The sequence below is a fragment of the Oceanococcus sp. HetDA_MAG_MS8 genome, from assembly GCA_019192445.1.
GTDB lineage: Bacteria > Pseudomonadota > Gammaproteobacteria > Nevskiales > Oceanococcaceae > MS8.
In genome coordinates this window covers 23,742-47,779 of the sequence record JAHCMK010000003.1, presented here as the reverse complement: position 1 = coordinate 47,779, position 24,038 = coordinate 23,742, and the positions used below count along the sequence as shown (strand labels likewise).

Annotated in this window: 19 protein-coding genes; 7 read left to right on the top strand and 12 right to left on the bottom strand. The window is 58.9% G+C overall.

Annotation, left to right across the window (positions count from 1 at the left end):
• The first annotated feature begins 116 nt into the window (after positions 1–116).
• Both KI787_05965 and KI787_05960 read left to right on the top strand, forming a co-directional pair.
• Positions 117–2,273 (top strand): HAMP domain-containing histidine kinase, encoded by a 2,157-nt coding sequence (locus tag KI787_05965; GenBank protein MBV6629488.1) that lies wholly within the window; start codon positions 117–119, stop codon positions 2,271–2,273.
• Positions 2,254–3,138: an ATP-binding protein gene (locus KI787_05960; GenBank protein ID MBV6629487.1), complete on the top strand. Its 885-nt coding sequence runs from the start codon at positions 2,254–2,256 to the stop codon at positions 3,136–3,138. The genes KI787_05965 and KI787_05960 overlap by 20 nt, the downstream gene beginning before the upstream one ends.
• Positions 3,139–3,282: 144 nt before the next feature.
• On the opposite strand, the gene KI787_05955 is transcribed toward KI787_05960, so the two are convergent.
• On the bottom strand, positions 3,283–4,470 hold the full coding sequence (locus tag KI787_05955) for a hypothetical protein (GenBank protein ID MBV6629486.1): 1,188 nt from the start codon (positions 4,468–4,470) through the stop codon (positions 3,283–3,285).
• A gap of 195 nt (positions 4,471–4,665) precedes the next feature.
• Here KI787_05955 and KI787_05950 point away from each other — a divergent pair, with 195 nt between their 5' ends.
• Positions 4,666–5,748 (top strand): tetratricopeptide repeat protein, encoded by a 1,083-nt coding sequence (locus KI787_05950; GenBank protein MBV6629485.1) that lies wholly within the window; start codon positions 4,666–4,668, stop codon positions 5,746–5,748.
• Positions 5,745–6,620, top strand: coding sequence for a hypothetical protein (locus tag KI787_05945; protein MBV6629484.1), 876 nt, complete (start codon positions 5,745–5,747; stop codon positions 6,618–6,620). The genes KI787_05950 and KI787_05945 overlap by 4 nt, the downstream gene beginning before the upstream one ends.
• A 158-nt stretch (positions 6,621–6,778) precedes the next feature.
• On the opposite strand, the gene KI787_05940 is transcribed toward KI787_05945, so the two are convergent.
• From KI787_05940 to KI787_05905, 8 genes are all read right to left on the bottom strand, one after another.
• A complete protein-coding gene (locus tag KI787_05940) occupies positions 6,779–7,267 on the bottom strand; it encodes a hypothetical protein (protein MBV6629483.1) in 489 nt (162 codons plus the stop codon).
• Positions 7,239–11,030 carry a BCSC C-terminal domain-containing protein gene (locus tag KI787_05935; GenBank protein ID MBV6629482.1) on the bottom strand — a complete coding sequence of 1,264 codons (3,792 nt, stop codon included), beginning with the start codon at positions 11,028–11,030 and terminating at the stop codon, positions 7,239–7,241. The genes KI787_05940 and KI787_05935 overlap by 29 nt, the downstream gene beginning before the upstream one ends.
• A complete protein-coding gene (gene bcsZ / locus KI787_05930) occupies positions 11,030–12,100 on the bottom strand; it encodes a cellulase (protein MBV6629481.1) in 1,071 nt (356 codons plus the stop codon). The genes KI787_05935 and bcsZ overlap by 1 nt, the downstream gene beginning before the upstream one ends.
• Positions 12,101–12,159: 59 nt before the next feature.
• A complete protein-coding gene (locus KI787_05925) occupies positions 12,160–14,349 on the bottom strand; it encodes a cellulose biosynthesis cyclic di-GMP-binding regulatory protein BcsB (GenBank protein ID MBV6629480.1) in 2,190 nt (729 codons plus the stop codon).
• A complete protein-coding gene (gene bcsA / locus KI787_05920) occupies positions 14,342–16,471 on the bottom strand; it encodes a UDP-forming cellulose synthase catalytic subunit (protein ID MBV6629479.1) in 2,130 nt (709 codons plus the stop codon). The genes KI787_05925 and bcsA overlap by 8 nt, the downstream gene beginning before the upstream one ends.
• 56 nt (positions 16,472–16,527) lie before the next feature.
• Positions 16,528–17,154: a hypothetical protein gene (locus tag KI787_05915; protein MBV6629478.1), complete on the bottom strand. Its 627-nt coding sequence runs from the start codon at positions 17,152–17,154 to the stop codon at positions 16,528–16,530.
• Positions 17,151–17,639, bottom strand: coding sequence for a hypothetical protein (locus KI787_05910; GenBank protein MBV6629477.1), 489 nt, complete (start codon positions 17,637–17,639; stop codon positions 17,151–17,153). The genes KI787_05915 and KI787_05910 overlap by 4 nt, the downstream gene beginning before the upstream one ends.
• A 71-nt stretch (positions 17,640–17,710) precedes the next feature.
• Positions 17,711–18,787 carry a helix-turn-helix domain-containing protein gene (locus KI787_05905; GenBank protein MBV6629476.1) on the bottom strand — a complete coding sequence of 359 codons (1,077 nt, stop codon included), beginning with the start codon at positions 18,785–18,787 and terminating at the stop codon, positions 17,711–17,713.
• A 217-nt stretch (positions 18,788–19,004) separates the two neighbouring features.
• On the opposite strand from KI787_05905, the gene KI787_05900 reads away from it, so the two are divergent.
• Positions 19,005–19,343, top strand: coding sequence for an STAS domain-containing protein (locus KI787_05900; protein MBV6629475.1), 339 nt, complete (start codon positions 19,005–19,007; stop codon positions 19,341–19,343).
• 57 nt (positions 19,344–19,400) lie between these two features.
• Here the strand turns inward: KI787_05900 and KI787_05895 are convergent, their stop codons facing one another.
• Entirely contained in the window at positions 19,401–20,537 is a 1,137-nt protein-coding gene (locus tag KI787_05895; GenBank protein ID MBV6629474.1) for a hypothetical protein, read from the bottom strand.
• 148 nt (positions 20,538–20,685) lie between these two features.
• On the opposite strand from KI787_05895, the gene KI787_05890 reads away from it, so the two are divergent.
• Positions 20,686–21,924, top strand: a complete 1,239-nt coding sequence (locus KI787_05890; protein MBV6629473.1) for a serine/threonine-protein phosphatase — start codon at positions 20,686–20,688, stop codon at positions 21,922–21,924.
• Here the strand turns inward: KI787_05890 and KI787_05885 are convergent.
• Positions 21,879–22,346, bottom strand: a complete 468-nt coding sequence (locus KI787_05885; protein ID MBV6629472.1) for an ATP-binding protein — start codon at positions 22,344–22,346, stop codon at positions 21,879–21,881. The two genes, KI787_05890 and KI787_05885, sit on opposite strands and share 46 nt — an antisense overlap.
• 146 nt (positions 22,347–22,492) lie before the next feature.
• Between KI787_05885 and KI787_05880 the strand changes: the two genes are divergently transcribed.
• The gene (locus KI787_05880; protein MBV6629471.1) at positions 22,493–23,101 is read left to right on the top strand and encodes a response regulator; all 609 of its coding nucleotides are present in this window, start codon (positions 22,493–22,495) and stop codon (positions 23,099–23,101) included.
• A gap of 39 nt (positions 23,102–23,140) precedes the next feature.
• Here KI787_05880 and KI787_05875 read toward each other — a convergent pair whose 3' ends face one another.
• A complete protein-coding gene (locus tag KI787_05875) occupies positions 23,141–23,872 on the bottom strand; it encodes a serine/threonine-protein phosphatase (protein ID MBV6629470.1) in 732 nt (243 codons plus the stop codon).
• Positions 23,873–24,038: the final 166 nt, after the last annotated feature.

Genomic DNA, 24,038 nt, shown 5'->3' with positions numbered 1-24,038 from the left:
AAACCACAACCCGGTAGACTCAACGCTGGCAGGTACGCCTGCAGACCTTTGGGCCAACTCCTTTTGTTGTGAGTGATACCGCGCAGCGACCAACAAAGTCCCACTCCAGCCTTCTCGTGATTGCTGCCAGCGGACTCTTGCCTGTCATCAGCGCGATACTCATACCCAATGACGCGGGGGCCATACTTCCCCTGGAAGTAGGAGTGCTGAGCATTGCGGTGGCCTTTTTCAAACCGGGGACCGCGCTTCTCGCTGCCGTAGCCAGCGTGTTTGGACATCACATAGACGCCGTCATTGAGCCGAGTCCACATCACCATGGCCTATGGATTGCCGCCGCTCATCTCAGCTGCGCCTGGTTGAGTGGCATTCTCCTGGCGCGAGCTATGCGGCGGCGTCTGTATAGCTTGCGCCGCCACTTGCCACGTGCGGCGCGCTGGTATGACCTAGGGGTCATCAGCCTGCTGGCGACGCTTCAAAGCATCATCCTCGCCGATCATCAAACCCAAGCTGATGCAGCGGCTTTAAGTAGCCTCTGGGTCTCGCAGTGGCTTGTCAGCGGATGTACTTACTTTGTCATGCAGCGCGCTACCCTCGCGTTGTTAACCCGGCCACGGTTTGCTTGGGACGCCCGTGAACGCGGACTCGCTGCCCTCAGCCTGGCATCGCTGAGCCTGTTTACAGTGTTGATTGCCCTCAGCCTGTATCAGGCGCGGGCAACACGCTGCGACGACCTCGATGACCTGCTGACCTTTGCGAGCAGCCAGTTACAGAGCCAGCTCCAGCAAGCTCGAAATAGCCTGGAATTGGCTCGCTTGATCGTGGACGGAGGCGGCAACGACGCTTCGGTCTTCAGCCAAGAGTTGGAGACATTGGGCTTGCGGGACCATGGTTGGTTGTCGCAGCTTTATTGGGTGGATCTCCACGGCAGTCCCCTGCTACGACTGGGATTTCCAGCAGAGCGGGTGTTCCATCGGCTGGGCCATGAGCCTCCGTTGGCATGGGCCACGCTGCTGGAGGCCACACAAACAAGCTCGGACGTTCACGCAATGACGCTGACTGGGGCCACCCAGCAACCCCGACTGGTGTTGGGTTTAGCGACTCGAGCACGCCCTGGGGCGGTTATCGCAGATCTGAACCTCAGCGCATTTCTATTCGCGTTTCAGCAGACTGCCAACACACTCTTGGCAGGCGCCCGACTAGAGTTGAGAGGCCCCAGCTCCACAGCTGTCACGGTCGATTTGGGGACGCTTCCGCGAACTACAGACCTCATTCAAAGTGAGCGCCGCCTGCTCCTGGGCGACTTGGAGTTTGGCCTCCATGCCAGTACCGAGCCCTACCCTCAGCACAGCTGGAATTTGCAAAACCCCCACTGGCAGCTGGCCTCCTTATTGCTTTTTTCCGCCCTGCTGACCCAGCTCGGCGCGGCCCAACGCAAACGCCGTTTGGACAACGTCAAACAACAACGCCTGCGTGCCAAACACCGACGGCAGACCAAACAACTGCATGAACAGCTATTGGCCTCGGAACGGCATTTGGGTTTTGAGGGCGTGCTATCAACCATCTCCCACGAACTCGCCACCCCCTTGGGCATTGCCCAGCTCGCCTTGGATGATTTGCAAGCCGTACTGGAGACACCCCCAAAAGCCATTGATGGGCAACAACGCAACAATGATCAGGCCGCGTCTGCGGCGACCTTTAGACGCATGGAGCAGGCTCTGGGCCAAGCACGCACCCTGCTGCGCAAATATCGCCTGCACTCAAACACCAAAACCTATGCCTCCACGCAACTTGTGGACCTGGTTCAACTGCTCAGTGATTTCGTCGAGTTAATGCAGCCGCACTGCGCGCAGTGCGGGGTCACAATACAACTGCATGGCCGTACGGAGGCCGTGCATGTCATGAGTAAACCCAGTTTGATAAAACAGGTGTGCATGGCTTTGGTGAACAATGCTTTGGACCATGCCTTCGCGGCTGACCAAGCCAACCCATCCATTCGCATAGAGCTGCGAAGCTACGTGGATTACAACCTGATCATCATTCGCGATAATGGCAGCGGAGTGCCTGCGCAACTGGAGAAAGTGATGTTCGACCCCTTCACCACAGGAAGGTCTCATCAAGGACATCGCGGCTTAGGGCTTTACATCGCAAGAACCATCGTTGAGAACGAACTCCACGGGAAGATTCGCGCGATAAGCTCGGCCAGTGGCACCGCTATGCAAGTTGAACTTCCCGCTTACTCGGAGGCCGCCATCGATGCGCATGTTGTTAGTTGATGATGATGCAAGCTTCGTCGAGCAAATCGCCAATAGCTTGCAGTTACTCGGGCATGTGGTCACCGCGGACACCAATGCACGGACCGCCTTGGCTCGTTTGCAGCAAACACCTCACAATTTCGATGCGCTGTTCCTCGACATCAAAATGCCTGATTTCGATGGCTTTTCCATGCTGCGCGCCCTGGCCGACCACCATATCGAGCTTCCCACCGTCATCGTCAGCGGGCATGCAGATTTCCGCGAGGCGGCACGTGCGGTGCGCGGCAACATCGTCGACTTCTTACTGAAGCCTTTTGGGCGCGCCCAACTCAATGCGACCTTGGCCCGCTGCCAGGGCTGGTGGGATGCGCGCAAGGACACGGTAGACCCCCTATTTACCGCTGAGCACCATTGGGAGATGCAATCTCGCGTCGGGGCCACAGCCGGCGTTTGTCAGCACATCACACGTTGTGTGCAGCCCTTTGGCGCGCAGTCACAGGATTTAGAGCACATTCGATTGGCAGCACATGAAGCCCTTTTGAATGCTGTCATCCATGGCAACTTAGAGATTCCCGGCCACCAACGCGAAGATTTAGGATGGTCTGGCTACGATCAACTCATCGCGCAGCGTGAGCAACAACCGCCCTATTGCCACCGTCTGGTGCGCATACAGCTTCGTCTGGCCAAATCCAGTCGTGTCGCGGAGCTCAGGGTGACGGACGAAGGCCCTGGATTTCGCCCTTCCGAGCACAATAGTGACACGGTCCCCGACGTGCTGGAGGAGAGTGGACGCGGCTTATTCCTGATCCGGCGCGTCATGGACCAAACCGTTTGGGAAGATGAGGGCCGAACCATAGTGATGCAGCGAAAGCTGGGCTCGGCCTAGCAGGCTTGCCGCCCCTGCTCCTCCGGCACGGGGATGTGCCGACAACAATCAATCACCCCACTGTGTGATTCCTGGAGTACGCCGTGGGCGTGCAGCGCGGTGCACCCTCGGTGAACTGGCCAGGATGGGCATGCTCATCCCCCCTTAAGGGGCAGTCTCAGACTCGATGCTCAGATCGTAGCGGTGAACTACGGTGTAGCCGCTAGAGGCTCCAATTTCGTTACCAAAACCAATTGACGCCAAGTACAGATCTGGATCCACAATCTCAGCCTGGATCAAGGCCTCAATCATCTCTCCAATGGGCACCACGCCCTGCAACCGAGGCTGTTCTCGAACAAAGGCGAGGTAGGTCCAATTCGCACCCTCTGGTTCCCAGTCTGGCTCCCCCTGATACAGCAGATAACGTCCCTCAGACGTACGCAGGGTAGCGCGTAATTCTCCGAAGGGGACAACACCTCCAGGCTCATATTCCCAGACCATGAGCTCGTAGCGGATGGCGGGCAAAGAAGCAACGGCTCCTTCCGTGATCCACATATCGAAGGCCAAGTTCAGGCCGCTACCGATACTGTAGGTTTCTACCGCAAAGTCCGCATCCAGTCGGCGAATTGAACCGAGTCGTTTGGGCAAAACCACTGTTGTGGACTGTTGAAACCAAGGCTTCCATCCAAAAATGATTTCCGGGTAGGAGTAGACCTCGGAGGCCTGTGCCAGGGGAAAGCTCCAACTCCAGCCCATTTTTGCTGCAGGCGCGGGGCCGCGGAAAATGCACTGGCTGTATTGATCTTGGGCAAAGCTTTCCACATTCCAAGTGTTGTTCTCTAGCCACTTGGAGCCCTCATCAAACAAAGCGAAATCGGTGCAGCTTTGTTCTACAGCAGAACTTTGCAGCTGACCAAAGTCCTGATCTTGGACGAACCGAATTTGTACGCTGCGCTGCTCGCTGTTGTCCGCACTGCGCACAACCAAGGCCTGAGGTTGGTCCAGGTCAAATTGACTCCCGACCGCAGGCACGATTCCGGCACCGGGAGCCCCCTGAAAAGCACTGAGCTCAGCAGGGCCAAACTGATTGCTGCCATATTCCACTGTGAGTTCTTGAGTGTCGCCGTCCACGGTGACTCGGGTGTTTTGCCCGTTGACCGTGAACTCCAATGACTGCAGCAGAGCGACCGGGCTGGGCGTCGCCGTCGGGCGCGGGGCTGGTGTCGCAGTGGGAGCCTGTGACGGCAACGGAGTCGCCGTAGGCGCAGTACTGGGTGAAGGCGCCAAACTTGGCAGAGGCGATAGGAGCTGCTCAATATCGTCCTGCTCACTCTGACACGCGGTCACCGCCACTGCGAGTATGCACGCAGTGACCAACCGGCCGCAGGCTAGAAACCGCTGGACAATCGACTGCATATACGCGCGCTGGAAAAACATCACTTTGGCGTTGCCTGCACATTCACTGTCTTGACAGTTTAGTACCATGTGAACCCTCGGGTTTGTGAACCGGCATTCACACACCGCAACCTCCCTTGGGGAAAGGACACCATGGCGTACTTGGGCAAATGTGGCCTCGCTCCTGCACTGCTGGCAATGTTGTTGACCAGCCTAAGTGCATTTGCAGCCAATTTGAGCGAAGTTGAAGCGGCCCTACAGACTGGGGAGCTGGCACGTGCCCAGCAACTCATTAGCAACCTCGAGCCAGTACTCGGCCCAGACCCACAGCTGCAATACCTCAAGGGGCTGTTGGCACACCGACAAGGTGAGCTCAGCCTCGCCGCTCGAATCTTTGAGCGTCTGCATCAACAGCACCCGGAAACTCCAGAACCCGGCAACAATCTCGCTGTGGTTCTCGCGGCCCAAGGCCAAGCTCTGCAAGCCGCGGCGGTGCTCAAGGAGGTGCTGGCCGCCCATCCTGATTACCTTCCCGCGCTGGAGAACCAAGCGGCGCTGCATGCCCAGCAAGCCAGTCTGGCCGCACAGCGGGCGGCCGCTTTAACCCCCTCTACTTCCGCCGTGTCTCAGCGGCCCGTCCAGCCCAGCGCTAGCCCTCGCCCAAGCCCCGTGTCCCAGCCTGGCTCAGTGCCAACGTCAAGATCAGTCCCTGGCCTGCAACCAATGCCCGCAAGGACAAAACAGGCACCCAAAAACACCGTGCTGCCTCCAGCGCCCAGCGAGACCCCCAAAAAAGCTGGCCTGGCCAAGCCGCAAACCACACCAGCAGCCCTCCCGTCGTCGCAGGCGGCAGTGCCATCACGATCGGCGGCCACCGCAGCGAGCATCCCTGCAGTCGCAATGCCTGCTTGGCGCGCCCATCAGCAATGGCTAGAGGCCTGGCAACGCGGCGACGCTGCCGCCTACTTGTCGCATTACGCCGCCGATTTTGAGCCCAGTTTGGGCCAAAGTCGGCAAAGTTGGGCCGAAGACCGCCGAGAAAAAGTTCCCAAAGCGCGTGCTGCACAGATTTCAGTCTCGGATGTGCAAACAAAAATCCGCCGCGACGGCTCTATCGATTTCCGCTACGTGCAAAGCTACACATCCGAGCGCTATTCCGACCAAACGCGCAAGCGCTTGGTCTGGGCCCAGAGAAATGGTCGTTGGCAAATTATCCGAGAGCAAGTTCTGCTATGAAACACGCCTCCAACGCTTGGCGACCACTCGGAGCGATGGCCATTGTGCTCAGCTTCGCTCTCTGCGGGTGCAGCTCAGAATCTGATGTGATCGCCCCGCCGGACATTGAAGGCAGCTCGGCGGCCCTGGGTGGAATTTACGAGGCAACCATTCGCAGTGACGATCAAACCGCGAACTGGGTGTTGATCTTCGGTGATGAGGCACCGGATGGAGCCGACAATCGCCTGGTGGCCTATCGTCAAAAAGACTCGCTGGATGAGTTCATCACCGGCCGCTTCGTGGTCAACGACAATACCGCCGATCGCCGCGCCAATGTCTTGTGGTTTGACTTGGTCGAGGTTGAGCCTGAGCTTGAAGACATTACCCCTGGCGAAGAAGAGGAGCCCGAGTTTGAGCGCCGGATACGTCCGGCGGTGCTCAATGTTCGACTCGCACCAGATGGCCGAGTTTTCGGCACTCTTTCCGGTGAGGAGGTTGATGCCACTGTCGACGGCCGCTATGTGCAGAATTGGTATGAGCGCATCTCCGGATTTGAGCTGAGTGCTGGAGAATGGCGCGACCTCGATCCCTTTGGCCGGGAGAACATCAGTCTGGAGTTCGATGACCAAGGCGGCTTTGGCGGACGTAGTATCGAGGACTGCACTTTGGCGGGTCAGCTCAGCCTGATCAACACCCGTTTTAACCTCTACGAGTTTTTCTTAGCCTCCCGCTGCAATGAAACACTGGATGCCACGGGCTTGGCCACCATTCGTCCAGCCTCAGAAAACCCCCAGGTGGACGGCCCCTCGACTCTGATTGCCATCGTCCCCTATCGTGATGGCAGCGAGGTGCTGGGGTTTTTCTTAACGCCCGAGCGCGAGCCTAGGTTCTAAACACTGCGCTTTGGAGGGCCCTGAAGAAGCCGCAAAGCACGCCCAAGCCTCCTCTCAAGCGCTTAACGACGTATCTCGTTGCTTCCTGAGCGCTTTGGCTCAGGCATTCGCCTTGGCCTCCGCGCCGAGGTCAATGCCTCAATCTTCTGCGGCGTGCTCTACTGTTCTTCGGACATTCGGGGCGACATTCGGGGCGACATCCAAAGTGCTGGAGGTGCGGGGAGCACCTCTGGAGCCTGTGTCTGCGAGGCTGCGGCCTCAGGTGACTCTGCCTGCTGGGTTCTGAGGTCCAGAAATTGGTTGATTTGCTCCAAGTTATCGGCGATGACGATATTCTTCGGAGCGAGTTTCGCGGCGCGCCTGAGCAGGGTTCGAGCACCACTGTAGTTCGCAGCCTGGGCCTCTGATACCGCTAAATTATTGAGCAATACCGGGTCGAATGGATTGGCCGCCAAGCGTTGCTCGAAGCTGCGGATGGCCGCGTCCAGACGGCCATCAATGAGTGGGGCCAGATCCGCCGCCAACGCGGCTCCTGAGAGCACACTACAGGCGCCCCCCATGATGCCCAGACCGAAGATGCGGCGTAGCAGTCCTCGAGATGGGTTTTTCAGCATCCAGTTAGCGGAAGAAGTCTTGCGCAAAGGCATTGTTGAACTCCACGGGACCGGTAAAGGAATAACGCAAGCCCATATGGAAAATGTACTCGCGGAAGTTCTGGGCGTTATCTACGGAAAAACGCCCCGTGACAGCAAGCCGATCCGCTACGGGGTAACTCAAATCGCCGCGCAGCAAGTAGGCCAAACCGGAATCATCGAGGCCTGCATAACCCCCAGCTAGGTCTAGCTCGGGCTCTGCGACGCGCAGCAGATCTAACTCCTGCTGAAGTATGGCGCTGGTTGGAAACCATGGCGCGCCGTCTTCACGGAAAGTCTGATAACCAAAGGCCGTGATGTTGAAGCCGTAGGTCAGCCGGCCCCATGTGGGTAAATCGCGATGGCGGTAGGTGCCAGCGCTCATTTCCACGCTGGCGTTCTCATCCACATTCCGTCCATCCAGCTGGGATACGCGTAGATCCGCATAGACTCCGGACAAGCCAATGTCGCGCACCAGACCAAGCTCCATGCCAGAGCGGGACACACCGCCCCAATTTACGCCCAGCAAAGCATCGCGTTGGCCAGCCCAGGACAAAACACTATCGGTGACGGGTAGGCGCACAAAACCCAGCTTGGGCTGCCAATCGCCCCATTGGGGCTGCCAGCGTACATGCCCTGTGAGGCGGTCCTCCAAGAACCCATAGGGCGTCACTCCAATGCTCGCGCTCAACGCGCCCTGGGCAAAGTGCAAACTACCGGCCAAACCCGAGTCGTTCACAGAAATCGAGTCCGCCTCCCCGCCTCCAATCAATGCCAGCGTCCCCAGCCGCAGGCGGGCTTCGCCGCTCAGCTCCCCCGCACTAATCACCTGAGGCCGGACGGCAACGCCCACCGTGCCCCATTCGAAAGCTTTGGAGTGCAATTGCAGGGGTAGCGCCACATCGGATAAGCGTGACAAACCGGCCTCCCCTTGGCGGAGTCTAGAGCGTAGGTCCGCAGTCGCCCTAGGACTGACCTGCGCTTGTAGTCGCTGCATGGCCGTAGGAGAGCTACGCATGGGCCGATTCTCCGCGCTCTCATTCGCGGGCAGGGATTGCTGCGAGCGTAAAAAACGTGGCCGCAGTTGTGGAGCCAGCTTCAGCACAATACTCGCGGGCATCTGCGTGGTGGAATCTGCCGATTGCAAACGTAAGGGCTGCAACTGGGCAAACAGACTTGGCTCTGCCTGCGGAGACACAGGGCGTGCAAATGCCCCAGGCTTGAGGGCCAGCGGCTCTGCCAGGGGAATAGCGTCCGCCGTGGATGGCACTGAGTTGGTCGGTGCTAAGCGCTGCAGCGCCAACCGAGGTGGGCGCGTGGTCTCCTTGGTCTGCTGCTGACGCTGCGCCGCCCGCATAAAGCGCAAGGCCCGGGCATCTAGTCCGCGCGCCTGGGCATATTGAGCTTCCAGTTCTAAGTAGGCAGGGTCTGTTGCATCCTCGCGCCGCAGCCGCCGCAATGCCCCGCGGATTATCTCGGTATCTAGGCCAGCGCTAATGGCGGTTTGCGCAAGCCCCAGGTTGGCAGCACGGTGACCGGGTTCTTCATCTAAGACCCGCTGGTAGAGGGCCAGCGCTTCCTCATGATCACCAGCGCCAGCGAAAATACGGGCCAGCGCCAGCACCACATTGGTGTCTTCGGGCCTGCGCACAATCACGTCGCGCAGAGCATCATAAGCCGTCGCATAATCGCCGGCCTCCCTGGCTCTGTCCGCCAGCTGCAGCCGGTAGCCCACAACTAACTCTTGCAGATTCTGTTGTTGCGTCGAGGACAGGGGCTCATCCCGCAAACTGTTGACCAAGGCGGTAAATTCCGCGTCCAGACCGTTTTGCAGCAACATGGCGGCATACTGCAACTTGACCCCGGTATCTGCGGCTTCGCCGGCCATCGCCCTGCGCAGATAACTCAGCGCCCGTGCGGAGTCTCCCAGTGTTTGCCAACCCGTGGCCAAGCTTGGAAAGTAGCTTTGATCATTGCCTACAGCCCGCGCTGCCGCTGAGAGCGCCGCATCTGCGGTGCTCCAATTCCCCCGTGCCGCGGCCTGCTTGGCACGCTGAATTTGGTATTCAATCCAGGCTCTGCGCTGCAGTTTGACCAGCTCCGGGTCCCGTGCAGCGACGGGAATGGTTTCCAGAATGCGCAGCGTCGCAGGCCACTGCTGCGCATCAGCCTGCTGGTAAGCCACCGCCTTGCGGACATCGGCTTCGTCACCATGCGTCTGCAGCAAGGATTGGAGGAGATCACCCGCAGCCTCCACCTGACCCAACTCCCGCAGATTCCTGGCCAGATCAAGCCGGATCCAAGGGCTGTCGGGGTCTAGGGTCAGGGCCTCCTCCAGCAGGCTACGAGCAGCAGCGTAGCGCTGCGCCGCATACTGCTGCTGAGCCTGATCGCGCAGCCGCTCGGCCTGCGCTGGACGTAAGCGGGTACGGATTTGCTCGTCCTCTGCAGTAGATACCAGCTCTTCCGCGGCCGCTAAATTCCCCTGGCGTAAATACACCTCGGCAAGCATCCGGCGCGCATCGGCTTGATTGGGCTGCTGGGCGAGCACCAATTGCAACTGCTCGATGGCAGCCGAGAAGTTGTCCTGCTGCTGCAAACTCAGCGCATAGGGCAAGCGCAAGCTCGGATCCACATCCGGTGGCGCAGCGGCAAACGCTTGCTCAAAGAGGGGCACGGCCGCCTCCCAGTTGCCTTGCAGGCGCAGTTGCTCGGCGCGATTGTAGTCACGATAAAAGCGGGCACTGCGCAGCCCTGCGGCCCAATTGCGAGACTGGGCCGGGCTTTTGCGGTTGGCCTGCTCGTAGAAAGCCACCGCCTGTTCCTGGTCACCGGCCGTTTGCGCCACGGCAGCCAGCCCAGCCAATGGCGCTCCAGCATCTGGGTACTGCTCTGCGAGCATCTGAAACCGTAGCCGTGCAGCCGCAACATCACCTGCACTTAAGAGAGCATAAGCCTCATCGGCCTGATCTTGAATGCGCTGCTGGCGCTGATTGCTGGCTTGCCGGCGTAACAGGTCGAGTTTGGCGCGAATCTCCGGGGCGTCGTCGATCTCGCGCAGGTAGCGCTGAATCAAGCCACGATCAGCGGCCCTGGGCTCCAACCAGATCAGGGCCTGACGCAAGCTGGCCTTGGCAGGTGCGGCGACACTCAGCTGCTGCTGCAGGTCGAATAGCTCAGCAATGGCCTGGCGCCGAGTCTGCGGTCGATAAGAGTGCACGCGCGCCAGGGCGAGCTGCAAGCGAGCATTATCGGGATCGGCCTGTGCCAGTGAGCGCAAAGCCTTTTCAGCCTGCTCCCAATAGGCCTCCTGTCCGGCCATACCTTCATATATTTCAACGGCCAGTGCTCCCTCCGGGCTCAGCACATCCTGCGCCTGATAGTAGGCCTGAGCCGCGCGCTCGAAATCCCCCTCACGCACTGCGGTGCGAGCCGTAGAGACCAACTCCCGCTGCCGCAACAAGGCCTCTTGTTTGGCCTGCAAGCCCTGTAAGTGGCTGCTGTTTGGGTTGAGCTCTGCCAGGCGTCGCCGATATTGCGCGGCGAGGTCAGCGGCACCGTTTTGTTCATGCAGACCGGCCAAACGAGCCAGCGCCAGCTCACTGTCTGGCTGCAAGCTCAACAGTCGTTCCCAGGTCTGTATGGCCAGGTCCAAACGACCGCGAGATTCCAACTCCTCGGCTCGGTCAATCAGGGGCTGCAAGCCATTGTTGGAATCTTGCGCCTGGGCCGGCCCAGCAAGTAACAGAGTCAAGACCAGCAAGAGGGTCGGCTTCATCACAGGGTCTCCCCACGACGCAAAGCGCCATCAGCGGCAAAGGCAAAGCGGTTCTGCGCATAACCCTGCGCAAACAGAGTGAGCACTTGATCGTAATAGCGTGCCGGCGACCCGACCAAACCATCGTGCGTTTGCGCTGCCACGCGGGCCCAGAGACGCTGCGCCAGCTCTGGCTCTTGTTGCCAGGTGGCGTACAAGGCCAGGCTAGCCTCAAAGCCCACTGGCCCTACCCCCGTGGTCCAGCCTGTGGCCACATCCCAACGCTCCGGAGCGGTTTGCTGACGCTGCAACAGGGTAATCACCGGCTTGAGAGCGTGTTTGTCTGGGTCGGTATGGGCGGGGCTCATCGCTGCCCAAAGGTAGCAGCGAATGGCGTCATACGAGCCCAAAGTGCCCCGCTCTGAGTCAGGCGCATAGCCTTCCGGCGTGACCAGCACCCAGTCTGGAGGCAAACCATGGGGGCTGCTGCTCTGCAAGAGTTGGGGAAGCTGCGCCAACAGCTCAAACCACAGCGGGTTTTGGGAGTGTTGGGCGAAGTAAGCCAGCTGCCAGGCCGGCAAGTAGGAAGGATTGGTACGCAGGCCTTGGGCCAACTCGAAACCGAAGGGAGCCGGCAACAACACCACCCGATCCCCCTGGCGCTTGATCATCTGTGACTCGACCCTGGCCAAGACCTGATCACCCAGTTTCGCCCAGTCTGGCCGTTGCCACAGCCGAGCAGCCTCGAGCAACGCATAAGCTAGAAACATTTCGGCGTCGGTGGCCGGGTTCGCATCCAAGACACCCCAGCTTTTGGTGACTTTGTCCTGCCCCCACAACCATGCCATGCCAATGTCAGCGACATTGCCACGGGCCAAGTTGGCCACACTCCATTCCAGTACCGACTCGAAGGTCTCTTGATCGTTGGCGACCAGCGCGAAGAACAAGGCGTACACCTGCCCCTCCGAGACCGTTCTGGCCCCGTCTTGCCAATCAATCACCCGGCCCTGGTCACTGATAAAACCTTGCTTGAAGCCTTCCCACAGCGGCCAGGAGCTGGCTTGAGCCTGAAAGCAAATACCCAGGCACAAGCAGAGCACCCCAAGCCTTCGCAGGCAAGGCAGTCGACGCGGTTTAACCGGCATGAGCGCTAACCCGCACGGCGACTCAACCCCAAACGTATGCAGAGTACAAAGAGCAGCACCGTCAGTAGCATGAGAGGGATGACGCTGTAAGGGTGACGCTGTAACCAACGCAGTACCCGCTGATCCAGCGGCAGTTCGCCCACACCATAGCGGGGCCCCAGGTCAAAGCTGGATACCTGTCGGGCATTGACCAAAGCGAGATCGCCGCTGAGGTATTGCGCCCGCCCGGGGTCGAGCAAGGTCTTCGCGGCTTGCGGCAGACCACTAGGGTCTTCGGCGGCCACAATCACCACACTGCGCCCGGCATGCTGCGGAGACTCGATTTGCATGTAGGCCGCAAGTCGTCCCTGAGATTCGAGCAGCACCTTTCCGGCGTAGTCATTGGCCGCTTGCAGGTCGCGATCTTCTAGCCAGGCCTGCACTTGCTCGGCCAATGAGGGGCGGCGTAGCCGCAAGGTATTGCCTTCCCGACTCAGCGGCAGTGCATCGTCGAGGGCATCCAAGACTTGCATACCCGCAAGAGTGCCGACGATTAATAAGTCCTTGTCCTGCTCCAAGACCGCGGGGCTGTCGGCATACACTTGCGCATGCCATAAAGGCACGCCGGCTTCGCGGCCTAAGTAGGCAGCCAAGGTAAGAGCAGCCGACAGTTCCTGGGAACTGGGCTGCTGGCCGAGCACAAACGCCATTTGTGCCCCATCCACCGCCCGTGAAAAGGGATAGCCTCCATTGCGCAGCTTGGCCAAGTTCGGCATCTGCGCAAAGTGCGCATGTCTGGGCAAGACCATCCGAATATTGCGATCGATCGAGCCCTCCCAGCTATTGCTGTCATAGGCCTCACAGGGCTTATTGGTGGTTTTGACAAAGTTGAATTGCCAGCTCAGTTGATTGCGGTGGGTCAGCTGAGTCGGCGGCAGGCTGGTCACTGCCCGCGTGGCACGACCATCGTCGCGCCGAGCCACCGGCACCTGATCAGCGAACTGGTCATTGAGCAAGACACTCAGAGATGACCCTTGAGCCGCAGCCACGGATGCGCGGTAATCGAAGTGCAAACGCGGCTCAGCGCTGGAGAAAAAGTAGAGATCCGGTGGCAGCCGGAATTCCACTTGTAGTGGCCCGGCATTCAAACCGCGCACCGACAAGGGATCATCAATCAAATCGTCTAGGGCAATCGATTCCTCCGTTTGCAGCCAACGCGGCGATGCATAAAGCGGCCGCGGCTCCGGCACCGAGAAATTCACCACCCGTGCCTGCTCTCCGCTCATACCCGCATGCCCGTAGGCCAGCCCCTGTGCGGCCAGCAACATCTGCTCCGGTGTGGCCCCAGAGACGATGAGCATTTGCGCCGATCGATCCAGGGGGTGACCTTGGATGCGAACGAGGGGGCCGTCATTCATGCTCGCTGCTGTCAGCGCCCGGCGCGTCTCGGTGGTGTTCTGGAGCACGATCACATGCCCCTGAGGAGGCAGCTCACCCTGGCGCACCGTCACCTCCAGCCCCCGATAATCGGCATGCATACCCAACCAGCTGGCCAAAGTCACCGCAGCGCGCAGCGTCTGCGGACCAGGCTGGCTGGGAAGTACCATCGTGACTCCAACCCGCCGACTATCTGCGGCGCTCACAAAAGGCGCGGGCAAGCGGCCGAGGTCGGGCGCCAAAGGCAGGTTGCCCAACTCCAGCTGCAAAGCACTCGACTGCGCCACCTCCAGCCACAGTGCTGGGCTCAAGGGATCCAAGCAGTTGTCGGGGCCAACCCCTGCGTCGGCGGCAATGAGCTCAAAGCGTAAATCGTTGTAAACCACGAACAGGGCCGGATCCAAAGCCAGAGTCCATTGGCCTGGACTTGGCAAATCGGCTAAGCGAGCAGCCGCGACGACCTCATCATTGAGAAATACGCGCAGCTGACTACGCTCGGGATTGAGCTGCGGAGAGAAAGCCACCTTCAACTCCAGACGCGCATCGCGGACATATTGGTCTTCACGCACCGCAAATGGCAGGGAGTATTGCGCGAACTCCCCCCGCAGACGGAGGGCGGTGGTCGCCCCCAGGCGCCGAAAATCCAGACGCTGCGGACCTTCAGCAGCCATGGCATAGCCATGTTCAGGAGCGCTGAGCGGCGCCGCCAATGATTGCGCATAACCAGGCCCAACCAGCGCCAAGGCCAGCAAGACGGGGACAAACAATTTGTTAAGCATGCTTGGCTCCTCGAAGCCCATTGAGCAAGGAGCGCAGCGCGATTCCAGCGCCAGCCCAACCGAAACGGGCGACATGTGCCAAAGCCCGCCAGGGCCGATCACGGGTTTCTTCTTTACGCCAGGCCAGCCAAGAATCGGCCCGCCCGTATAGCACGTACACCAAATAGCTCTGTTGTTCCAAGGTCATCTCCGAGAACTGGATGGCAACTCGCGTTTCGCCAATACGGCGAACGGTGCCTGGTAACCACATGATTTTGCGTTCAGGCAGCAAGGCCACTTCCACCGGAGCACCATCGTCCAGATCGATCAGACCCAGCGAGAGATAACTCAGCCCGCCATAGGACATATCCACGGTTTCGCCAATCTCATAATCTGGGTCCGGCTGTTCGGCGCTCGGCGCAGGCCGTACTAGGAGGGGGACGTGCATATCCACGCGCACATGCAGCCTACGCTGCTGGCTCTCCGCGGCCACCCGAATGGCCGCCCCCAGGATCAAAAGGTTGTACGCCGTCCAACCCATATTCAGCCAAAGGGTTTCGGTCGCCGCGTCGGGCAACATCAGCCGCCCCATACCCACTGCGATGCCAACCATATTCAGGATGAATAGCCACATGTAGGGTTTGGCAATATCCGCGTCGAAGTAATCGCGATCGACAATGCCGCCTTTAGCCGTCACGTTAAATTTACCCAGCTTGGGATTGACGATCGCCAATGTGGTCGGGACGATGATGAATGCAGCGAGTACCGTCTCGTAAACCTCTGCCCAGAAGGAATGTCGATAGGCCCCCTGAATGCGCGAGTTGGTCATAATCGCCAACACCAGGTGGGGCAAGGCGTAAGCGGCAATCAGGCTGCCCTGAGCGGCAATAATTTTGGCGTCGAAGAACAAATAAGCCAATGGCGCCGTCAAGAACACAATGCGTGGAATGCCATAGAAAAAGTGCAGCATGGCATTGGCATAGCAGATTCGCTGTCCCCAGCGCAGCCCCTTTTTCAGCAGCGGGTTGTCAACGCGAAAAATCTGCGCCATACCGCGTGCCCATCGAATTCGCTGGCCAACATGAGCAGACAGCGATTCGGTGGCCAAGCCAGCGGCTTGGGGAATGTTGATGTACGCACTTTCCCAACCGCGGCGGTGCATTTTCAAAGAGGTATGCGCATCTTCGGTCACGGTTTCCACGGCGATACCTCCGACCTCCTCCAGCGCCGTACGACGCAGCAAGGCGCATGAGCCGCAAAAGAAGGTCGCCCCCCAATAATCATTACCGTCCTGGAGCAAGCCATAGAACAGCTCACCCTCGTTGGGCACCTTGCGGAACAGATCGAGATTGCGCTCAAAAGGGTCGGGTGAGAAGAAATGGTGCGGAGTCTGCACCAGCGCCACTTTGGGATTGGCCACCATGGTGCCAACCGTCAACTGCAAAAAGGACCGAGTCGGGATGTGGTCGCAATCGAATATGGCGATGACCTCTCCCGTCGTCTTCTCCATGGCTTGGTTAATGTTTCCAGCCTTGGCATGCCGGTTGTTGTCCCTGGTGATGTGGGTCGCACCCACCTGCGCGCAGAAGGCACCGAATTCCTCTCGGCGCCCATCGTCCAAAACATAGACTTTGAGTTTCTCCGCAGGCCAATCCAGCTTGAGCGCCGCGAGTACAGTAGGGCGGACCACATCCAAAGGCTCGTTATACGAAGGGATGTAAACGTCTACGCTGGGCCACAGGTCTTGATCAGCGGGCAAGCGGACCGGTTTGCGCCGCAAAGGCTTGAGTACCTGAAAGTAGCCAAAAACCAAGATCACCAGGGCGTAGAGTTCTGCTGCAATCAGGCCAAGCGCCAACACCTGATCGACGAGGCCAAAGCCCGGACCAAAGGGCATGGTTTGGGTCAGCCGCCAGCTCAGATACCTTAAGGTGGTTAAGCCCGATATCCCCATCAGGGTATAGAGCAGCCACGGCCGATCCTTCAGTCGCGTGAGCAAATAACTGGTGGCAATACACCCCAGGCCAAACAGGAGCTGGCCGACAAGACTGAGCTGCATGGTGAGCAAAGGCGCGGCGCATAAGGCCAGCCCGGCTCCAGCCAAAATCAGCAGTAATGTGTTGGGTTTGACGGAAAACAGCATCTTGGCCTCAGGCAATCGAAGACCAATGGGCTACACCCACTGGCGGAGGAAGTGGATTAGCCTGATGTCTTTGGCGGGCGCGCTGTCATGCGGCCGAAGACACTGCGCAAGTCTCGTTTGCTATTGCGCGCCACGCTCCGCGCTGGGCTGGACGCTTGGGGCACTTTATCCAGCTGCAGCTTCAATCCCTTGGGTTTGGCTGCAGGCGCCTTGGCGGCTAAGCGCGAAAAGGCCTCACGCAAGCTCACAGACTTGTCCTCAGCCCGCGGCTGCTCCAGTGCTTGGCCCGGCTGAGGCACAGATTTGGGGGGCGCGCTGTGTGAGTGCAGGGTTCTATTCGCAGGCACGGCTGGCGCATCCACCTGTTGCGGCGCAGGGGCTCGCGGCGACTCCCGCTTGCTCTCTTCGCTCTTCTTCGCGGAGTTCTTCTCAACTGGGATCTGAGCAGATACAGCCTGCGACTGAGGCCGCTGCGATGGACGACGCTCGGGCGAGGCTGGCACGCGCGCGGGCGCCCAAGACGGCCGACCATCGGGTTGCGGCTCATCCTGATAACCAAAGTCTGCCAGCCCCAAGGACCGCAGCATCATCTGCACGTCGTCAATGGCTTGCTTGCTGTCTGCATCGGGTTTTCTGTCTTTAGCCATAATGTCTACGCTGCTCTGCGGTGGGCGCCGAGTCATGCTTCACTCTCCCCACTGTCGAATACACTGGCGTGAGCCATTCGGAAGTACAAAATATGTGGATCGTCGGCGTCACTGATGATTTGCCGCAGGACCAGGTCGGCCCCAGCACCGAGCTCCACCAACCACTCTTTGAGTAAACCTTCAAAGACGGCTGGCGCCCACTCAGCACTATTCGGACCAAAAATGCTGTGCACAGGCGCATCACCGACCTCTATATCGATCACATCTTCACGCAGCGTGATCGTGACCCAGCCCCAACCCCATTCCTGGAAGATATGGTTGGTTGCCAGCTCCAAGTCTTCAATGGTCTCGCACTGCGGCGTGGGGTGATCCCGCCCGAGTTGCTCTCCTGCCAAATAGAGCAAAGAGCGCAACTGCCCAGCATCGACGCTATTTGACAATACCTCAGCCAAGGATTGCAAAATCACAGCGGTATGAGGCGGCTTGCGCAAGTCGCGCAGTCGCTGCATTCGGCTCAACATCCCGTGTCCCGATGGATCTACTCTCGCTATGATCCCAGCTTCGGACTGAGTTATCCAATGCATCGTTTCCATCACGGCCGCCAATGGCGATGCGGAGCATCATTCAGCATGCCCTGACGGCGACGAAAATCTGTGGGGGCCATCCCATTATGCTCGGCGAAGAAGCGCGAAAAGCTGGCCTGAGACTTGAACCCCAACAGCGAGGAAATGTGTTCTATTGGTCGCTGAGAGGCCAGCAAATATCGCCGAGCAAGCCGCAGTCGCACCACGGTGACCACACTACTCAGCGATAAGCCCTGCGCCGCCAGTTTGCGTTGCAGTGTTCGCGCACTCATGTACAGCCCCTGAGCAACGCGCTCCAAACTCGGGCTTTCACGGCGGTTGAGTATGGTTTCGACCAACTCCTCGGTGCGCACCTGCAGCTCACTACTGCGACGCGCCAACGCGTGCCGGGCCAGATCCAATTGAGCTTGGTGCACGCGCTTCCGTGCAAAAGGCAAAGACAGTTTGGCCTGCGCTCGGTCTAGCAGTAACGAGGAATACCCTGCGTCCGTTAACACGGGAACACCCAGGGCCGACTCCATCGCTGACTCTAATTCTGGCTCTGCAAAGTTCAGGCAGAGCGCATGCACCTGTGGACGCTGACCCAACATATCGCGCAGCGTCCGGCAGAGCAGCAAAAAGCAGAACATCTGATCGAGAGCGTGCACGCGGGTGTCGTTGCGCAGGCGGATTCCGAAAGCCCCATCGAGCTCGAAGACATCCAGCACTAAGAGTTCGTGAGCAATAGACCAGTACTGTTCAAGGACCCGCATGCCCTCGAGCATGGTTGGCGCGCTACACGCCGCAGGAAGTAAGCCCTCATGATCAAATAGGCGCACGCGCTCGACCGCACCGAGCAGGGCTTCTTCTAGCTGCGGCACCTGCGTGCGCACAGCCTCCCAAAAGGAATACACCTCAGCATGACTCAGGCGCATGTCAGGGTGGGTGTGATCGGAACCTACCAGCCACCCCTCTGCAGACCGCAGCCTCGGCAACAGCGCTTTGGCCTTGAGCTCCTGATAAACGGGGTACAACCAAGCCACAGATACCATGCCGCCGTGCACCAAGGAGTTGGAGTTCGCAAAGTGTTCCTCTGAGCGGTGCATGGCCTTGAACTGCTCCCCCTAAAAAAGCGCCCAATATGCGATGTGCAGCCCTGCAAATCAATGATTTGGCGTCCTGCGTCAAATGATTGACGTAAAGCGCAAAGTCAGCAGCGACGAAGCCCCCAGTGCGACCGTGACTGCCGTCATCCGCTCCGCCCAAGCAGTGTCTAAGCCGCAGTTGTTAAACTAGGCCCATTCGCAATGAACAACTTTTCTCATGCCTCTCACAGTTGACAAGCGCAAGAACGCCGTGGTTTTGACAATCAGCGGAGACTTGGATGCCTTTGAGGTGCAGAGCATTCGCCCCGAGCTGGAAAAGCTGCTCAAATCCAACCCTCAATCCGTGGTAATGGATCTCAGCAGCGTTCCGATGATCGACTCCAGCGGCATCGGCTTATTGGTTTACGCGTACAAACAATGTAGCGCTCGTTCGCTCAGCTTTGCCATGTGCGGCAGTCAAGGCCAGCCTGCAGAGATGATTAGCTTTCTGAAGATCGACCAACGTATTCCAAGCTTTGCCGACGTCGACAGCGCCATGGCCAAGGCAAACACTTAATCCTGGGCATCCTTTACCGGGCTCCGACGCTCCCAACACAGCCCTTATTGTCCGCCGCTATAGCTCAGTAAAATCTGCTGAGGAAAAGCTCACCCCGGTGCTTTGAGCCGGCTTAGCGCGTTCCACGGCTCGCTCTGCGCGCTCCAAAGTAGTGTGCACAGATTCGCCCACACGATACTCGACTAGGCCCAGCGCAACTCGCTTTCCCGCCTCCTGTCCATAGCCGTTTTGCTCTGAGGCAAAGTCGATGAGCCGGTCCATCAGGCTGTCGATGTCGGCTGTCTCACAGGCAATAGCGAACCTAAACTTTGATAACTGGCCGATCAATGCGGCCGAACCAAACAGCTCGCGCAGACGCAAGTGTAGAAAGCGCGACGCAGACAGTGACGAAGGTGACCGCGGTCTGCTCCCAGGGCGACGCAGCTCCGTCGCGAGCAGATCCAAGACCGCAACCACTGTGGTGCTGTCCTGCTGATGAAGCTGTGCTCCGAGACGGCGTGTCGCCCGAACAAACTCGCTAGCGGTCAGCAACCCGGATTGCAGCACACTTGTGGCAGGCGATTGTAAAACTACGGGCACTTCCGGTAGCGCGCGGCCCTGCGAGGACATCAAAGCTTGCTCCTGCAAGCGTGCTTGCACCTCGATGCTTAACCGCAGTAATAACAATAGCGCGGGGTTCACAAAGACTATTTGCTGCAGTATTTCCATGGCATGGGCGGACTGCAGATCAACCCCGCCAAAGGCAGCGCCCGCTGCAAACAGCAGCGCAAAACTTGCCACAGCCCCTGCTGAGAGCCAGGTGGCGTGACGCAGTCTTAAGATGGCAAAGGGAAAAACGATCGCCGTCACACCATGGATGAAAATGGGCGGCAGACCCAACTCGGCTTCATGCGCACACACAAAAATGGCATAAGCCATGCGCGAAAAATACAAGGCAAATACCGCCGCGCCAACCACCAAAATTGTGGGCCGTGCCGCTTCAGACACCCCAATAAACGCGCACAGGCCCAACATGGCGACCACCATCGCTGTGATGATGAGCTGAAGTTGGTAATGCGCTTCGCCATGCCCATCGACTTGCATGCTGAGGTGCAAGCTAAAGGCTGCCGCCAATAGTTCGACGACGACGAATACCAGAAAAATCCCGCGCTGCTCGCGCAGGCTGCGATTAAGCGCAGCATTCTCGGCGGGCATAAACCTCCCCAGCACTGCAATATGAGGCGCAGCAATAAACTGTCGGAATCCCTCATGTAACGACCAAATATCGTGGCGCCAATCCACGACAGGCCTAAAAGCCACTGTTACATTATGCAGCCTGGGACGGGCATTGAGGAACCCACAGATGGAGGCAAGCGCAGCTGCTATAGAGCTGATGCTGCTGGCGGTTGCCAGCGGCAGCGCATTTGCGTCCATGGCCCAGGCCATTGCCTTTGCCTTTGCCTTTGCGCCTGGGCGTATTCGACACCGTAAAGCGCTGTGGGCAAGCATTGCAATGATTGCCGGAGGCGTTTGTTTTACCTCCTTCCATCATCTGACCTCACCGCAGGTTTTTCAATATCACGAACAGAATTTTCTGCTGCTTGCGCATGCCCTGGTGAAATGCGCTATCGGTGTTTTGTTGCTGATGTTCTCGCGTGCCATCCGTCAGCTAGAGATGGAACTGAGTGAGTCTTTGGACTGGAATGAGGAAATGCGCAGCGCCTTAGAGCGCCACCAAACCGACCTGCAATCCATATTAGAGCAACGTACTGACTCACTGCGGCGGGAAATCCGCGAGCGCCGCCGGGTTCAAAAGAATCTGCAGGAACGGGCGCAGGCACAACATGATGAACTGCAAGCTGCCGGCAACCTGCAACGGGCATTACAGCCCCATGAAACACAAACCGTTTTCGGCCGGAGTCGGTATTTTTCTCTGCCCATGGCCGATGTCACGGGGGATACCTGCGTGGTGGCCGCTGATGATCAGCAGTTCGTGATCACTCTGGCCGATGCCATGGGCCATGGCGTACCCGCGGCCTTGGTCACTCAATCGGTACAGGCCTTGAGCGCCCGCTACAAGGAATACGCTGACGGTGTGGCTTTGCTCAAGGACATCGACCGCACTTTGAACAGTTCTAGCGAAGTCCTCTTTGCAACAGCCATGCACTGCCGAGTTCAAGCCGATGGCCAAGTCCAACTGCACAGCGCCGGCGCCCCGCCTTTGGTGTGGATACGCGCCGCAGATCGGTCCTTGCACCTGATCGGCGGGCCTAGCTCTGCCTTGGGGTTATTTGAGCTGCAAACCGAGGATATCTTTGAGCACCAGTGGACCTTGGCTCCAGGTGATGTGCTCTTTTTGTACACCGATGGCATCTTGGAGCAGCGCACCCCGCAGGGGCAGCTGTATGGAACACAAGGAATTTGCACCTGGCTTGGAAAGCATCTGAAGCAATCTCAAGATGCAGCTGAGCTGGCCGACTTGGCGATGGCCGACCTGCGCATGGCGCGCAAACAGGGCTGGGTCAATGATGACCTGAGTTTTCTCGCCTTCGAGTATCAGGGTCCAGCAGGTGCAGAGCCAACCACAAAGACCAATTCATAAACATCCAGCCCCTGGCCATTGTCCTGGACTTGGGAATACTCAAAGCTCTGTGTTGCCGCGCAAATGAGCCCCATGCCACGACCGCTGAGTGCCAAGGGATCGGTTGCAGCTTGCTCTAGCACAGCGCAGGAGCTCTGCCTGGCCTGCTCGAATTCATCTACGGAAGAGAAGCTATGCCCCGCACAGCGGACTTGCACCTTTAACACTTGTGCATGACGCGCCAAGCTGATGGACGCCAAACCCTGGCGCCCCCCGTGGACGATGAGGTTGGTGAGCAACTCGGTGAGGCAAAGCTGCACGGACTCCACTAAGTGTTGGGCCCATTCGGGTTTATCACTTCCGCCGGCCTGTGCAATCCACTCACGCAGTCGACGGGCTTGTACAAGCTCTAGCGGAACTGCATATTCCTGCTTAGCAACCAATTCCCCACCCTGTTTCCGGTACTGTAGTTATGTGGTCTTTCAACCTATTCCACAAGCATACTGTGAACTTGTCCGAACGCGCCAACTTTTGCGCCGAATCGGTTGAGTTTTGTGTCAGAGCACAGCCCAAGAAGATGTAAGCCACGATGAAGTCAGACACTGCCTTTGCGGATGACGCCCAGCCCAGCTGGCGGGTTCTGCTGCTCGATGATGATCCGGATATGGCCGACTTGTGTGCAGCGTTGCTGGACGGACTGCGATTCAGGAGCCGCCCTGCCACCCTCGAATGGTGCCAGACGCCGGCCCAGGCCCTGACCCGGTGGCACCCTTCTCCGCCCGCTGTAGCCATTGTCGACTGGGACCTTGCGGCGCAACAAACGGGAGCGGACTTCATACGCAATCTACGCGAACAGGACCACACCTGGATGACGCGCATCATCCTCACAACGGCGCGTACCGAGCTCATCACAGAGTGGGAAGCCACACTCAGTTTAGAGCTTGATGGCTTCTTGCCAAAGGCAGCATGGACTCAGGACCACCTTCGCTCTGTGGTGTATTCCGCGCTGCATGCTTTCGATTTGATTGCACGGCTGGAGGCCGGGCGCCGCTCCATGCTGGAGGCTGCCCGAGAGTTGATGCAACTCGATGCCGATCAAGTATTGACGCAACGGGTCGATGCCATTGTCAGCTCCCTACTCCGCAGCTCGGAAGCGCTTGGCAAGCCCGATTCGGATGTTTGGACCTGGGGATCTTAGGACCAAGCCTTCAGCGCACACTGATTAGCCCTCATCGGCCTAAGAAGCTCCGCGGTACTCCAGCAGCAGCAGGGTCTGATCGTCGGCAGCCTTGCGCCGGCCATTCACCGCAGCCTCCAGCAGTCGGCGCATGGTCACAATATCCTCCTTCAGCGCATTCGCTGAAGCGGCAGCCATCAACCCCTGCTGAATACGCAGGGGGAGTGCTTTAGTACGCGCGGAGGCGGCATTGCGCTCCAAGAAGCCATCGCTCACGAAGAGTAGGCGCTGCTGCGGACGCAATTGCAAGTGATGCTCGGCATAGTTTTCATCCACGCCGAATAAACCCAGCGGTGCCCCCGTCGACTCTGGAACCGGCCGAGTCGCGCTGGAATCCATCAGCAAGGCCGGCGGGTGACCCGCGCTACTCAGCAGGCAATCTCCGGCAGGTCCCAAGTCAAAGCTCATAGCGGTGGCGAACAGCCCTTGGTCGTTTTCCAAAAAGGCATTCAGCCCCGCCAAACGCTGTGCTGGGGAACAGTCCGCCAAGTGCCCAAGCTCAGCAAGGATAGCCACATTGACCGAAGCGGCTAGGGGCCCGTGCCCCATCACATCTCCGAATGCGCCCCACAGCCGATCACCTTCGCGCCGCCCAATCACACAAAAATCGCCGCTGACCCGATCTGCTGGGCGCATATGCACGGACCAGCGCGCAAAGGCGCAGTCCACGGGCCGCATCATCAGTCGCCGTTGCAGGCTGGCTACCGAATCCCACTCAGACTCTGAATGCATAAATATCTAAACGTGACAGTAAAAATGCGCCAAAGGAATCCCGGCAGGCATCAGCGGCAATGACGCAGGATTTGCAGCAATCTCGCCCAAAGCAGTGCGGCCATGAGTTGACCCACTCGGTATTGTCATGGGACCGTTAGCGGAGGTCTAGTTTCAACCGCGCCAG

Bases quoted from the DNA above. Each gene is read 5' to 3' on its own strand.
- KI787_05950 (MBV6629485.1), top strand. From the start codon at position 4,666: ATGGCGTACTTGGGCAAATGTGGCCTCGCTCCTGCACTGCTGGCAATG.
- KI787_05910 (MBV6629477.1), bottom strand. From the start codon at position 17,639: ATGTTGAGCCGAATGCAGCGACTGCGCGACTTGCGCAAGCCGCCTCAT.
- KI787_05875 (MBV6629470.1), bottom strand. From the start codon at position 23,872: ATGCATTCAGAGTCTGAGTGGGATTCGGTAGCCAGCCTGCAACGGCGA.
- KI787_05905 (MBV6629476.1), bottom strand. From the start codon at position 18,787: ATGCACCGCTCAGAGGAACACTTTGCGAACTCCAACTCCTTGGTGCAC.
- bcsA (MBV6629479.1), bottom strand. From the start codon at position 16,471: ATGCTGTTTTCCGTCAAACCCAACACATTACTGCTGATTTTGGCTGGA.
- KI787_05945 (MBV6629484.1), top strand. From the start codon at position 5,745: ATGAAACACGCCTCCAACGCTTGGCGACCACTCGGAGCGATGGCCATT.
- KI787_05935 (MBV6629482.1), bottom strand. From the start codon at position 11,030: ATGAAGCCGACCCTCTTGCTGGTCTTGACTCTGTTACTTGCTGGGCCG.
- KI787_05880 (MBV6629471.1), top strand. From the start codon at position 22,493: ATGAAGTCAGACACTGCCTTTGCGGATGACGCCCAGCCCAGCTGGCGG.
- KI787_05915 (MBV6629478.1), bottom strand. From the start codon at position 17,154: ATGACTCGGCGCCCACCGCAGAGCAGCGTAGACATTATGGCTAAAGAC.
- KI787_05900 (MBV6629475.1), top strand. From the start codon at position 19,005: ATGCCTCTCACAGTTGACAAGCGCAAGAACGCCGTGGTTTTGACAATC.
- KI787_05895 (MBV6629474.1), bottom strand. From the start codon at position 20,537: ATGCCCGCCGAGAATGCTGCGCTTAATCGCAGCCTGCGCGAGCAGCGC.
- KI787_05940 (MBV6629483.1), bottom strand. From the start codon at position 7,267: ATGCCTTTGCGCAAGACTTCTTCCGCTAACTGGATGCTGAAAAACCCA.
- KI787_05925 (MBV6629480.1), bottom strand. From the start codon at position 14,349: ATGCTTAACAAATTGTTTGTCCCCGTCTTGCTGGCCTTGGCGCTGGTT.
- KI787_05960 (MBV6629487.1), top strand. From the start codon at position 2,254: ATGCGCATGTTGTTAGTTGATGATGATGCAAGCTTCGTCGAGCAAATC.
- KI787_05890 (MBV6629473.1), top strand. From the start codon at position 20,686: ATGGAGGCAAGCGCAGCTGCTATAGAGCTGATGCTGCTGGCGGTTGCC.